The following is a 12,759-nucleotide window of genomic DNA, read 5'->3' as shown; positions in this document are numbered from 1 at the left end:
ACGCGCCACCTTCTCCCGCGCGCGGGAGAAGGCAGGCCGGCGGCGTCTTGACGCCTCAAGCCGGTCCGCAGCGCCCGTTCCCATAGCTTCGCGCTTGCTCGGCCTATCGTATCTCGCCTCACCTGCTTTCTGTCTTCCTTGCCGTTCTCGGCCTCATCGACTTTTGCCTTCTCCGCTTTTCCTTTGCCTCCCCCAAGCGGTGGCCGGTCTTGCACAGCGGCCTCCCTCCTTATCGACGTCCCTGCTTCTCAACGTCCCTGCTTGCCGACTTCCTTGTAGCTCGACTTCCCTGTCGCTCGGCTTCCCTGCGCTTCCCCCGCCTGCGGGGGAAGGTGCCCGAAGGGTGGATCGGGGCAACGCCCGGCAACAGACGCGCCCTGTCCGCCAACCGCCACATCACCACCACCAACCGGCCCAGACTGCGCCGGGACCATTGCTCTTGCACCGCCACATGCATCGGCCTGGCCCCCGCCTATAATCGCCGACTTACTTTCACTCAGCAGGTTCCGCCAGATGGCGCAGACGATGAAGGCGCTGGTCAAGCGCGAAGCGAACAAGGGCATCTGGCTGGAGCAGGTGCCGGTGCCGACGCCCGGCCCCAACGAGGTATTGATCAAGCTGGAAAAGACCGCCATTTGCGGCACCGACCTGCACATCTACCTGTGGGACGAGTGGAGCCAACGCACGATCAAGCCGGGCCTGACCATCGGTCATGAATTCGTCGGCCGGGTGGCCGAGCTCGGTTCGGCAGTGACCGGTTATCAGGTCGGCCAGCGCGTGTCGGCCGAAGGCCATATCGTGTGCGGCCATTGCCGCAACTGCCGTGGCGGCCGTCCGCACCTGTGCCCCAACACGGTCGGGATCGGTGTCAACGTCAACGGCGCTTTCGCCGAATACATGGTGATGCCGGCCAGCAACCTGTGGCCGATCCCGGACCAGATTCCGTCCGAGCTTGCCGCGTTCTTCGACCCCTACGGCAATGCTGCGCATTGCGCGCTGGAATTCGACGTCATCGGCGAGGACGTGCTGATCACCGGCGCCGGCCCGATCGGCATCATTGCGGCCGGCATCTGCAAGCACATCGGTGCGCGCAATGTGGTGGTCACCGATGTCAACGATTTCCGCCTCAAGCTGGCGGCCGACATGGGTGCCACGCGCGTGGTCAACGTCGCCAACACCTCGCTGAAAGAGGTGATGAAGGACCTGCACATGGAAGGCTTCGACGTGGGCCTGGAAATGAGCGGCAACCCGCGCGCGTTCAACGACATGCTCGACTGCATGTACCACGGCGGCAAGATCGCCATGCTCGGCATCATGCCGCGTGGCGCCGGTTGCGACTGGGACAAGATCATCTTCAAGGGCCTCACCGTGCAGGGCATCTACGGCCGCAAGATGTACGAGACCTGGTACAAGATGACGCAGCTGGTGCTGTCAGGTTTTCCGCTGCACAAGGTGCTGACCCATCAGCTGCCGATCGACGACTTCCAGAAGGGCTTCGACCTGATGGAAGAAGGCAAGGCCGGCAAGGTCGTGCTGAGCTGGAATTGATCGGCTGACACTGCAGATATGCGAAAGGCGCCGCGAGGCGCCTTTTGCGTTTTCTGACCTACACATGCTGAGGAATGCGGCGAGCGATTTTTTCAGGAGCTAGCGAAGCATCTCAACAGACGCGGGGTCGGCTAGGGGCTGGATAAACGCCTCGTGGGTCGAGGGCGCGGCGCCTCGCCGCTCACGGAACACGCCGCAAGCACGTCCATGTAGGCTCGATGGCGACATCCATGCCGCCAACGGTCCCGCAATCGACAAGGACACCGCATCAGATAATTTGCTGTTGGATCCATCGAAGACGAGCACACCGCGTCAGATCGAATGCTGGCTGCTTTCACGAAGAGCAACACACCGCGGCAGATCATTTGCTGACTGCTTTGTCGAAGAGCAAGCACACTGCCGCCGATCGTCTACTGACTGCTTCGTTTGAACTCTACGCACCGACCATCTCAACTGGTGCTTGCCCGCTACCGTCGCCGGACCCTTGGCGGCACGGATGCCGCCAAGGCGCTGACAAGGATGTACTTGCAGCGTGTCCCGCCATGGTGAGGGGGCAAGCCCCCTGCCGAAGATCCGCAGATCGGCCGCTGCGCACGTGATCGATCCGCAGGCTGCAGTCATTCAAAAAAACAATCCAGCCAAGCCTCGAGTCTTGACCCAGTCTGGATGCAGAGCCGAAAGACTCAGTGTGTCGACGCTTCCCGCATGACGACGATCCTGCAGGTTGTCAGAGCTGCTTCAGTCATCGCCATCACGGCCAGGTGACGGTCGCCGTCGCCACCAGATGGTTCTGCGAATTCTGACGCCCGAAGCCGAATTCGGCGGCTTTGCTGGTGTCGTAATACCCCACGCTCAAACCCAACGGGCCGAAGGTCTTGCCGACGTTGACGCCGAAATCGTTGTAGTCGTGGTCCACCTGACTCAGCGACGAGGTGTAGACGCTGTGCCCTGCGTGCGCGCCAAACGTAAAGTCGTACGGCAACGTCCAATTGGCATCGAAGGCGTAGTAATAGCCATCGGTCTTGCTGCCGTAGAGATCGTCGGTGTAGGCGACCGTCACGCTATAGATCTTCAAGAATGTGGTCTTGGTGATCAACTCGGCATAGTTGGATGCGCCCGCTCCCAGGTACTGATAGCGGTTGATCATGACGTCGAAGTTCCAACGGGTGCCCAGGTCGGTGTTGTAGCCGACGAAACCATCCACTTCCCAATCCGGATCGCCGGCGCCGAAATCCACGTTGGACGTCCAGGTCCCCAGGTACAACCCGAATGGCGTCTTGTAGGTCAAACCAGCCTGAAACGCAGGCTCTTCGTTTGTCTGCGAAATACCACGGAACAGGTAATCGCTGGTCACCGCAAAGGTGCCACTGAACGGCGATGTGGACGCATCTTCGTCCTGCGCCTGCGCAAGCGGTGCAACGCCTAGTAGCAGGAACGACAGACAACAAGCGAGCGGGGACGACTTCATGGGCATCTCCTGGAGCGATGAACGGTGGGATGGCGCGAAGCGAGGCTGCAAGGACTTATTAGTCCAACTGTCATTGCAGCGCAACATGAAAGTCGCGTTCGCTTGATCCAGCGCACACACTCAAGAGCCCATGCGCGAATCAGGTGTCGATGTCATCGACCGCGTGCGCCGATTCTTGATGTCCAGGGTTGAAATCGGGCATTGGGGGGATTGGTCACAGCAAAGGCGAAACGCGCCTCGCACATCCCCTTACATGCTCACCGATCTCAGCCGGCGCCTGCTTGCGCAGGAAATATCCCGTACTGCCGTGCTGCCAGGCGCACTTGCTGCCCCGGCTGAAAGCTGCCGGCCGAGGCCGGCAGTTCCACTTCCACCTCGTTGCCCGCCGGTTCCAGCGTTGCGCGCAGCCGCAGGCGTGGGCCGCTGCGCTGCGACCACGCCACCGTCGCCGGCCAGCCCGCCTCGTCGGGCACCAGATCTTCCGGCCGCACATACACCTCCACCGGCCCTGCAGCCAGCGCGGCATTGGCCAGGGGCAGTGCGTGCCCAGCAACCTGGATCTGCCCCTGCGCCAGCACCCCGGGAATACGGTTCACCGCGCCCACGAACGAATACACGAAGGGCGAGGCCGGCTTGTCGTAGATCATCGCCGGCGTGTCGAGTTGCTCGATGCGCCCGCGGTTGAGAATGGCCACGCGGTCGGCCAGTTCCAGTGCTTCTTCCTGGTCATGGGTGACGAAGACCGTGGTCAGGCCGGTACGTTCGTGCAACTCGCGCAGCCAACGGCGCAGGTCGCGGCGCACCTGCGCATCCAGCGCACCGAATGGCTCGTCCAGCAACAGCACGCGCGGTTCGATCGCCAGCGCGCGCGCCAGCGCCACGCGCTGCCGCTGGCCGCCGGAGAGTTGGGTGGGATACCGCTGTTCCAGCCCCTGCAGTTGCACCAGCGCCAACAGCTCTTCCACGCGCGCACGGATGCGCGCTTCGGCCCAACGTTCGTTGCCGCGGCGCACCCGCAAGCCGAATGCGATGTTCTCGAACACGTCCATATGCTTGAACAATGCGTAGTGCTGGAACACGAAGCCGACCCGGCGCGATTGCACGCTCATGCGGGTGGCATCTTCGTCGCCGAACAGCACCTGGCCACCATCGGCATGCTCCAGCCCGGCCATGATCCGCAGCAGCGTGGTCTTGCCCGAGCCGGAGGGCCCAAGCAAGGCCAGCAACTCGCCCTGGCGCACTTCCAGGTTGATGTCGTCCAGCGCGGTAAAGGTCTCGAACTGCTTGCGCAGGCGGTGAATGCGGATGCCCATGGTCACCTCAGTGGCGGTGGTTGGCGGCCAGCGAATCGCCGTGTCGCCATTCCAGATACGTCTTCAGCGCCAAGGTCAGCAGCGCGGTCAATGCCAGCAGCGACGCGCACGCAAACGCAGCGCTGTAGGCATATTCGTTGTAGAGAATTTCCAAATGCAGCGGCAGCGTATTGGTGCGTCCACGGATATGCCCGGACACCACCGACACCGCACCGAACTCGCCCATCGCACGCGCCGCGCACAACAGCACGCCGTACAACAGGCCCCAACGGATATTGGGCAACGTCACCCGCCAGAACATCTGCCAGCCGTTCGCGCCCAGGCTCAATGCCGCCAGTTCCTCGTCGCTGCCTTGCTGCTCCATCAGCGGCATCAATTCGCGCGCAATGAAGGGGAATGTCACGAACGTGGTCGCCAGCACGATGCCCGGCAACGCGAACACGATCCGCGGCAGCTGGATCACGAATTCGCCCAGCGCCGGCAGCTGCACATGCCAGCCTTCGTCGATCAACGGCCAGGCCCAGCCGCTGCGGCCGAAGATCAGCACGAAGATCAGGCCCGCCACCACTGGCGACACCGAAAACGGCAGGTCGATCAGGCTGACCAGCAGACGTTTGCCCCAGAACTGATGCTTGCTGATGGCCCACGCTGCGGCCACGCCGAATACCAGATTCAACGGCAGCACGATCGCCGTCACCAGCAAGGTCAGCTTGATCGCCGACAACGCGTCCGGGTCGACCACCGCGCGCAGGAAGGTTTCCCAACCGCCACGCAATGCCTCGGCGAACACCAGCACCAGCGGCAGCAGCAAGAACGCCAGCAGAAACAGCACGGCCCCCAGGATCATCAGCCATTGCACCCAACGCGGCTCGTTGGTAGCCGAATCGCTGATGCGACGCGCCTGCTGGGTCATGGCATGGGTCGGCAACATGGAGGGCAGCGATGAAACAGCATCGTTCATACGGGCCTCCGTTGATAGCGCAGCAGCCGTGCCTGCAGCGTATTGACTACCAGCAAGATCACGAACGACAGCAACAACATGGCCGCGGCAATGGCCGTCGCGCCGGCGTAGTCGAATTCTTCCAGCCGGATGGTGATCAGCAGCGGCGCGATCTCCGTGGAATTGGGTAGGTTGCCGGCAATGAAGATCACCGAGCCGTACTCCCCCACGCCGCGCGCAAACGCCAGCGCAAAGCCGGTCAAGACTGCCGGCCACAGCCCAGGCAGTACCACCCGCCATACGGTCTGCCAGCGCGAGGCACCCAACGTGGCGGCGGCAGCCTCCATTTCACGATCGCTCTCGGCCAGCACCGGCTGCACCACCCGCACCACGAAAGGCAGGCCCACAAAGACCAACGCCAGCACGATACCCAGCTGCGTATAGGCCACCTTGATCCCGATCGCCTCCAGCCAGCGCCCTACCCACCCGTTGCCGCCATACAGTGCGGTCAGCGCAATGCCGGCCACCGCCGTGGGTAACGCGAACGGCAGATCGATCACCGCATCGAAAAAGCGCTTGCCCGGGAACCTGTAGCGCACGAAGACCCACGCCACCCAGGTCCCCATCACTGCGTTGAAGGCGCCGGCCGCAAACGCGGTGCCAAAGCTCACCCGCAGCGCCGATAGCACGCGCGGCTCGCTCCAGACCTTCCACACGCCTTCCCAACCCAACCCGCTGGTCTTGATGAAGATGCCCAGCAGCGGGATTAGCACGATCAGGCCAAGCCAGGTCAGGGTGATTCCCAGACTCAGGCCCAGCCCCGGCATCACGCGTCGACGCGATGACGGCGCTGGGTGGGGTGCAACCGACATCGACATCGCCTACTTGTTGGCCTGGATCTGGTCGAACACGCCCCCGTCGGCGAAGTGCTCCTGCTGCGCCTTCTCCCACGAGCCGAACGCCTGCTGGATGGTCACCAGCTTGATGTCTGGAAACCGCGCCATGTCGGCCGCATCGGCGAATTCGGGATGCCGCGGGCGATAGAAATGCTTGGCTGCCAGCTTCTGCCCTTCGGGCGCGTACAGATCGCGCAGGTAGGCTTCGGCCACCTCGCGGGTGCCATGCTTGTCGACGTTCTTGTCCACCAGCGCCACCGACGGCTCGGCCAGGATCGACAACTTCGGCACCACGATCTCGAACTTGTCCTTGCCCAGTTCCTCGCGCGCCAGCAATGCTTCGTTTTCCCAGGCCAGCAACACGTCGCCGATGCCGCGCTGCACGAACGTCGTGGTGGCACCGCGCGCGCCGGTATCCAGCACCGGCACGTTGCGGAACAACGCCTGCATATAGCGCAGGATGCGCTCGCGGTCGCCCTTGAAGATGTGGTCGGCATACGCCCAGGCGGCCAGATAGTTCCAGCGCGCGCCTCCGGAGGTCTTCGGGTTCGGCGTCACCACCGCGACGCCCGAGCGCAGCAAGTCCGGCCAGTCGTGGATGTTCTTCGGGTTGCCCTTGCGCACCAGGAATACGATGGTCGAGGTATACGGCGCACTGTTGTCGGGCAGGCGCTTTTCCCAATCGGCATCGATCAGCTTGGCCTTCTGCGCGATGGCATCCACGTCGTAGGCCAGCGCCAGGGTCACCACGTCGGCCTCGATGCCGTCGATCACCGCGCGCGCCTGCTTGCCAGAGCCGCCGTGCGAGGTTTCCACGGTGACGGTGTCCTGCGGGTGCTGCTGTTTCCACTGCGCGGCGAAGGCGGCGTTGTAGTCGCGGTAGAACTCGCGGGTGGGGTCGTAGCTCACGTTGAGCAGCCCGATCTCGCGTGCACCAGCCGGCCCGGCCAGGACCAGCAAGGCGCAAAGAAGGGAGGCAAAACGGAAACGGGGGTATGTCACGACGATCTCCTGGCCGGTTGAGCACAGCTGAACAGCAAGCATGCCATGCTGCGCAGCGGCACGCAGGCGGTGAAATGACATCCGCGCCGCCGCTTATGCCGATATTGCATGACGTAGTGGTATGCCACCGTGATCGTTAAAATTGCGCTTCTTTCTGCCACTGCGACCGCCATGACCACCGCTCCCGCCGCGCTGACCGCCCATTACGCCGCCGAACTGGAGGCTATCCAGGCCCAAGGCCTGTTCAAGTCCGAGCGCATCATCACCGGTCCGCAGTCGGCCGAGATCACCCTGGCCGATGGCCGCCGTGTGCTGAACTTCTGCGCCAACAACTATCTGGGCCTGGCCGACCACCCGGACATCATCCAGGCCGCCAAGGACGCGCTGGACAGCCACGGCTTCGGCATGGCCTCGGTGCGCTTCATCTGCGGCACCCAGGACCTGCACAAGCAGCTCGAGCGCACTATCGCCGAGTTCTTCGGCACCGAGGACACCATCCTCTACGCGGCGTGCTTCGATGCCAACGGCGGCTTGTTCGAACCGCTGCTCGGCGAGCACGACGCCATCATTTCCGACGCGCTCAACCATGCCTCCATCATCGACGGCGTGCGCCTGTGCAAGGCCAAGCGCTTCCGCTACGCCAACTGCGACATGGCCGACCTGGAAGCGCAGCTGCAGGCCGCCGACGCCGCCGGCTGCAAGACCAAGCTGATCACCAGCGACGGCGTGTTCTCGATGGACGGCTTCATCGCCCCGCTCGACGAGATCACGGCCCTGGCCCGTAAGTACAACGCGCTGGTGCATATCGACGAATGCCATGCCACCGGCTTCCTGGGCGCCACCGGTCGCGGCTCGGCCGAGGTCAAGGGGGTGATGGACAAGATCGACATCTTCACCGGCACGCTAGGCAAGGCCATGGGCGGCGCATTGGGCGGCTTCACCACCGCAAAGCGTGAAGTGATCGAACTGCTGCGCCAACGTTCGCGCCCGTACTTGTTCTCCAACTCGTTGCCGCCGCACGTGGTGGCCGCCGGCATCAAAGCCTTCGAGATGCTGGACGCCGCCGGCGAGCTGCGCACCCAGCTGGTCGAAAACACCCGGTATTTCCGTGAGCGGATGACCGCCGCCGGTTTCGATGTCAAACCGGGCGTACATCCGATCAGCCCGGTGATGCTGTACGACGCACCGCTGGCGCAAAAGTTCGCCGAGCGCTTGCTGGAAGAAGGCATCTACGCCATCGGCTTTTTCTTCCCGGTGGTTCCGAAAGGCCAGGCACGCATTCGCACCCAGATCAGCGCAGCGCATACGCGCGCGCACCTGGATCAAGCGATCGAAGCGTTCATCAAGATCGGGCGCGAACTCAAGGTCGTCGACGCCTGAGCATGCGCACGGTGCTGCGCCAACGGCTGCTGTTGGCGGCGCAGACCGATGCGCAGGCGCAGCTGCGCGACGGCCATTGGGAGACACGCTGCCTGCACTGCCGTCGGCAGCTGCAGGTGCGCGCCGACGGCGAACCGCTGGGCCACACCACATTGGAACACGTGGTGCCGCAGGCCTGGTTCGGTCGTCGCGCGGCCGCGTCGCTGTGCGCGCTGGTGGGCGAGGACGCCAACGATGCGCGCAATCTGGCGCTGGCCTGTGCCGGCTGCAATCACGCCAAGGGGCGCCGCCACGATGCCAACGGCGCCGGCAACGCGCGTGCGGTCGAGGTGGTGAGCGCCCTGCTCAGCGCGCGTCTGGCGCGCTGGCGTGCGCCGCCGGCACCAACGCCCTGACTTCCTCGGCGCTCAGCATCCGCCACGCGCCTTTGCCGAGCTCTCCCATCGCCAGCGCGCCGATCGCCACGCGCACCAGCCGCAGCACGCCGATGTCCATGGCGGCCAACAGCCGGCGGATCTGCCGGTTACGGCCTTCGTCCAGCACGATTTCCAGCCAGGCATTGCGCTCGCCTTCGCGTAGCACGCTGACCTGCTTGGCGCGCAACAGCGCGCCCTCTCCCTCAAGATCGGGATCGGCCACACCGGCCTGCAGTTGCGTCATTTGCGCGGCACTCGGCCGGCAATCGATCTGCACGTGGTACGTCTTGTCCGGCCCGGTTGCCGGGTCGGTCACTGTCGCCGCCCATTGCGGGTCGTTGCTGAAAAGCAGCAGGCCCTCGCTGGCCTTGTCCAGGCGCCCCACCGGCGCGATCCACGGCAAGCCCGCGCCATCGAAGCAACGGTAGACCGTGTCCCTGCCCTGCTCGTCGCGCACGGTAGTGACCATGCCGCGCGGTTTGTTGAGCATCAGATAGCAACGCGCCGGTCCCGCAAGCGGATGCCCGTCGACAGTGATGGACGATTGCTGATCGCCGCGGATCGGGTATTCGGGGTCGCGCACCACACGGGCCGACACGCTGACGCGGCCATCGGCGATCCAGCGCGCCGCCTCGGTGCGCGAACACACGCCGAGCTTGGACAGCACGCGCGCCAGCCCATGGCGTGGCACGGCATTGGCAGATGCGGCAGCAGACGTGCGCACTGGACCGGCCGCTCCCGCACCGCGCTGACGCTGCCGGGACGGTGCCGGCGCAGGTCGCCGGGGCATGCCGTCCCGACCGCAGGGCTTACTTGTTTTCGACCGACTTGGCGTCGGCCGCAGGTGCTGCGGGCGCTGCCGCGGCAGGTGCCGCGCCAGCGGCCGGGCGTGCCTTGACCACGCGCACACCGCGGGCCTTCATCCAGGCATCGAATTCTTCTGCCGTCATGCGCTTGCCGTTCTGGCTCATGTCGAAGCGCCACGGGGTGTTGTCGAACGCGGTGGTGGCCTTGTAGGCAGCCGGGTCGTTCGGGTTGACGGTGCCGCCGGGCGGAATGACCTTGGCCAGATCCTGGCAGCCTTCCACGCGCAGGCGCAGCAGCACGCGATCCACCGACTGGTCGCTGCTATAGGGCTGTGCCAGCACGCCGGTGGGCATGCCCAGCTGCACGCTGCGGGTGTAGAACTCGGCAGCCGCCGGTGCAACCACGGTGGCGGGCAACGGCAGCGGCTGGGACACCATGCTGCCGGCGCAGTTCGGAGCGGCGTAGGCAGCGGGGATCAGAGCGAGACAGAGCAGTCCTGCCGTAGCGGTACGCAGCATCGGGTTCTTCCAGGTATGAGTGTGGTATTGACGCGGCGAGTGTAGGCAGCGATGAACGCTGTTTCAACAGGAACCGTGCCTGGATGGCAACACAGACAGGATCGGCAGCGCTTGAGCGCGCTTTTCCGGGGCCTGCATAGACAAAACCCGGCGCAAGGCCGGGTTTTGTGTGCAGCAAGCTAGCGGTCCGATTAGTTCTGGACGTTCAGCTCGGTACGACGGTTCTTCGCACGACCTTCCGGATTGTCCGAACCATCCGGGTTGGTGTTCGGAGCAATCGGACGACTCTCGCCGTAGCCGATCGGGCCGACCAGACGCGACGCATCGACGCCGTTCTTGGTCAGGTAGTCGTACACGGTGGTCGCACGACGCTCGGACAGCTTCTGGTTGTACGCGTCGGTACCCTTCGAGTCGGTGTGACCGGCAACCTCGACCTTCAGGTCGGGGTAGCGCTTCAGGATTTCGGTCGCTTCGCTCAGGATCGACACGGCATCCGGACGCAGGGTCGACTTGTTGAAGTCGAAGTTCACGCCCTTCAGGTCGATCGAGACAGGAACCGGGCAACCGTCCGGACCGATGGTCTGGCCAGGCTGCGAGTTCGGGCACTTGTCGTCGCAGTTGTTGACGCCGTCACCGTCGTCATCCAGATCGGCGCAGCTCGGAGCAACCGGAGCCGGGGCCGGCGGCGGAGCGGTCGACGGAGCCGGTCCCAGCGGGATCACGACGCCGACCGAAGCCAGCACGTCACCGAACCAGTCTTCGCGCGGAGCGGCAACGCTCTGGTCGTTGAAGTCAGCGCGGTAGGCCAACTCGGCACGCACGGCGACGCGCTTGTCGAAGGTGGTCTGCAGACCGACACCAGCCTTGGCGGCAAAGTTGCCGTCCTTCTGCTGGCCCGGCGAAACCGGGTTCGGGGTCGCGTCGAATTCTTCTTCCGAACGCTGATAGCCCAGACCGAACAGCAGGTAGGGGTTCCAGCCGCGGCCTTCCTGGATGAAGTGGCGACGCAGGTCGAACGAGATGCCGTACTGGCTCCAGTTCAGATCCTGGTTGGCATCGAAGTTCGGGTTCTGATAGTTCAACTCACCGTCGATCGACCAGTTCGGGCTGACGAACTTGCCCAGACCCAGTGTGACGAACGGGGCATCATTGGTCAGGCGATCGCTGTCCTGGAAGTTGAAGCCAGCGCTACCGGTCAGGTACCAACGGTCGTCGAACTCCTGCGCGGAAGCAGCCTGGGCAACTGCCAGACCGCCGAGCAACGCGGCAGTGAGAATTTTCTTGTTCATTTATACAGCTCCTTCTTTGGGAGATAAAACCGATAGAGGCGTTGTGCTTGGTAAAGATGCTCGTCACATCCAGAGCCATCGGGGCGCAGATTAAGCCGGCCTCGGTGAAGATCGCGTTAACGGTCATATAACATGTGAAAGCAATCACCAGGTCCCGCAACGCCAAGCAATCCTACGTATACAGCTTCATGAAGGAAAGGACCGGGCGCCCAATTCGGGGATCGCACCTGCATGAACCGCAGCCCAATTAAGGAAACTCTGAACAATCCGTCCTGATCTGCCACAATCGATCATCGACCCGAGTAGACGATTTCGATGCAGCTGACCTTCGGCGACGCGGAGTACGACGGCAAGCGCAAGCGGACGCGGCGTGAGGTGTTTTTGGCCGAGATGGAGCAGGTCGTGCCGTGGAAGGAGCTGCTGGGGCTGATCGAGCCGCACTACCCGAAGTCGGGGCAACCGGGACGACAGCCGTATCGGCTGGAGACGATGCTGCGCATCCACTTTTTGCAGCAGTGGTATGCATTGAGCGATCCATCGGCGGAAGAAGCCTTGTACGACACGGTGTCGATGCGCCGTTTCGCCAAGATCGGCGGGCTGGATGAGGTGCCGGACGAGACGACGATTCTCAACTTTCGCCATCTGCTGGAGCAGCACGATTTGGCGCGCAAGCTGTTCAATCGGGTGAACGCGCATCTGTCGCGCAAGGGTCAGAGCCTGCGCGGCGGGACGATTGTGGATGCCACGATTATCTCTGCGCCCAGTTCGACCAAGAACAAGGACGGTGAGCGCGATCCGGAGATGCGCCAGACCAAGAAGGGCAACCAATACTTCTTCGGGATGAAGGCGCACATTGGAGTGGATGATGAATCCGGCCTAGTGCACCACGTGGAATGCACGGCAGCCAACGTGGCGGACATCACGCAAGCGCACAAGCTGCTGCATGGCAAGGAAGACACGGTGTGTGGGGACAGCGGCTACACCGGGCTTGAGAAGCGCGATGAGATCAAGGGCAAGCGCAAGCTACGCTACCTGATCGCGGAGAAGCCCTCGAAGCTGAAGCAGATCAAGAACAAGCGCGAACTGAAGTTGGCCAAGCGCTGGGAGCACACCAAGGCCAGCCTGCGTGCGAAGGTGGAACATCCGTTTCGGGTGATCAAGCGCCAGTTTGGGGGCGTGTCC

The 12,759-nt window shown here is 63.6% G+C and carries 11 protein-coding genes and 1 pseudogene; 4 read left to right on the top strand and 8 right to left on the bottom strand.

Features of this window, described 5'->3' with window-relative positions; genetic code table 11:
* Nucleotides 1-513: 513 nt before the first annotated feature.
* Nucleotides 514-1,548, top strand: a complete 1,035-nt coding sequence (gene tdh / locus ACCQ00_RS05360) for an L-threonine 3-dehydrogenase (RefSeq protein WP_017156240.1) — start codon at nucleotides 514-516, stop codon at nucleotides 1,546-1,548.
* A 751-nt stretch (nucleotides 1,549-2,299) separates the two neighbouring features.
* Here tdh and ACCQ00_RS05355 read toward each other — a convergent pair.
* From ACCQ00_RS05355 to ACCQ00_RS05335, 5 genes are all read right to left on the bottom strand, one after another.
* Nucleotides 2,300-3,016: a TorF family putative porin gene (locus ACCQ00_RS05355; protein WP_017156239.1), complete on the bottom strand. Its 717-nt coding sequence runs from the start codon at nucleotides 3,014-3,016 to the stop codon at nucleotides 2,300-2,302.
* 266 nt (nucleotides 3,017-3,282) lie between these two features.
* Nucleotides 3,283-4,329 (bottom strand): sulfate/molybdate ABC transporter ATP-binding protein, encoded by a 1,047-nt coding sequence (locus ACCQ00_RS05350; protein ID WP_017156238.1) that lies wholly within the window; start codon nucleotides 4,327-4,329, stop codon nucleotides 3,283-3,285.
* 7 nt (nucleotides 4,330-4,336) lie between these two features.
* Nucleotides 4,337-5,290, bottom strand: a complete 954-nt coding sequence (cysW, locus tag ACCQ00_RS05345; protein ID WP_039575136.1) for a sulfate ABC transporter permease subunit CysW — start codon at nucleotides 5,288-5,290, stop codon at nucleotides 4,337-4,339.
* Nucleotides 5,287-6,147, bottom strand: coding sequence for a sulfate ABC transporter permease subunit CysT (cysT, locus tag ACCQ00_RS05340; protein ID WP_017156236.1), 861 nt, complete (start codon nucleotides 6,145-6,147; stop codon nucleotides 5,287-5,289). The genes cysW and cysT overlap by 4 nt, the downstream gene beginning before the upstream one ends.
* A 3-nt stretch (nucleotides 6,148-6,150) precedes the next feature.
* Complete coding sequence (locus ACCQ00_RS05335; RefSeq protein WP_039575133.1) at nucleotides 6,151-7,248, bottom strand: sulfate ABC transporter substrate-binding protein; 1,098 nt, start codon at nucleotides 7,246-7,248, stop codon at nucleotides 6,151-6,153.
* 90 nt (nucleotides 7,249-7,338) lie between these two features.
* Here ACCQ00_RS05335 and kbl point away from each other — a divergent pair, with 90 nt between their 5' ends.
* The gene (gene kbl / locus ACCQ00_RS05330) at nucleotides 7,339-8,547 is read left to right on the top strand and encodes a glycine C-acetyltransferase (protein WP_017156234.1); all 1,209 of its coding nucleotides are present in this window, start codon (nucleotides 7,339-7,341) and stop codon (nucleotides 8,545-8,547) included.
* Between the two features lie 2 nt (nucleotides 8,548-8,549).
* Entirely contained in the window at nucleotides 8,550-8,942 is a 393-nt protein-coding gene (locus ACCQ00_RS05325) for an HNH endonuclease (protein WP_017156233.1), read from the top strand.
* Here ACCQ00_RS05325 and ACCQ00_RS05320 read toward each other — a convergent pair.
* The 3 genes from ACCQ00_RS05320 to ACCQ00_RS05310 all read right to left on the bottom strand — a co-directional run bounded on the left by ACCQ00_RS05320 (nucleotide 8,893) and on the right by ACCQ00_RS05310 (nucleotide 11,577).
* Nucleotides 8,893-9,753 carry a pseudouridine synthase gene (locus ACCQ00_RS05320; protein ID WP_039575130.1) on the bottom strand — a complete coding sequence of 287 codons (861 nt, stop codon included), beginning with the start codon at nucleotides 9,751-9,753 and terminating at the stop codon, nucleotides 8,893-8,895. The genes ACCQ00_RS05325 and ACCQ00_RS05320 overlap by 50 nt on opposite strands.
* A gap of 19 nt (nucleotides 9,754-9,772) precedes the next feature.
* Nucleotides 9,773-10,288, bottom strand: coding sequence for a hypothetical protein (locus tag ACCQ00_RS05315; protein ID WP_007968908.1), 516 nt, complete (start codon nucleotides 10,286-10,288; stop codon nucleotides 9,773-9,775).
* 191 nt (nucleotides 10,289-10,479) lie between these two features.
* Nucleotides 10,480-11,577 (bottom strand): OmpA family protein, encoded by a 1,098-nt coding sequence (locus ACCQ00_RS05310; RefSeq protein ID WP_008571649.1) that lies wholly within the window; start codon nucleotides 11,575-11,577, stop codon nucleotides 10,480-10,482.
* Between the two features lie 315 nt (nucleotides 11,578-11,892).
* Here ACCQ00_RS05310 and ACCQ00_RS05305 point away from each other — a divergent pair.
* Nucleotides 11,893-12,750: pseudogene (locus ACCQ00_RS05305) on the top strand (IS5-like element ISXfu1 family transposase); the annotation flags it as partial.
* Between the last annotated feature and the right edge of the window lie 9 nt (nucleotides 12,751-12,759).

This window comes from Xanthomonas sp. NCPPB 3761 (assembly GCF_041475705.2).
In the GTDB taxonomy this organism is placed as follows: Bacteria; Pseudomonadota; Gammaproteobacteria; order Xanthomonadales; family Xanthomonadaceae; genus Xanthomonas; species Xanthomonas phaseoli.
Note: the sequence above shows the minus strand (reverse complement) of the source record. Positions and strands in the feature narration are given on the sequence as shown.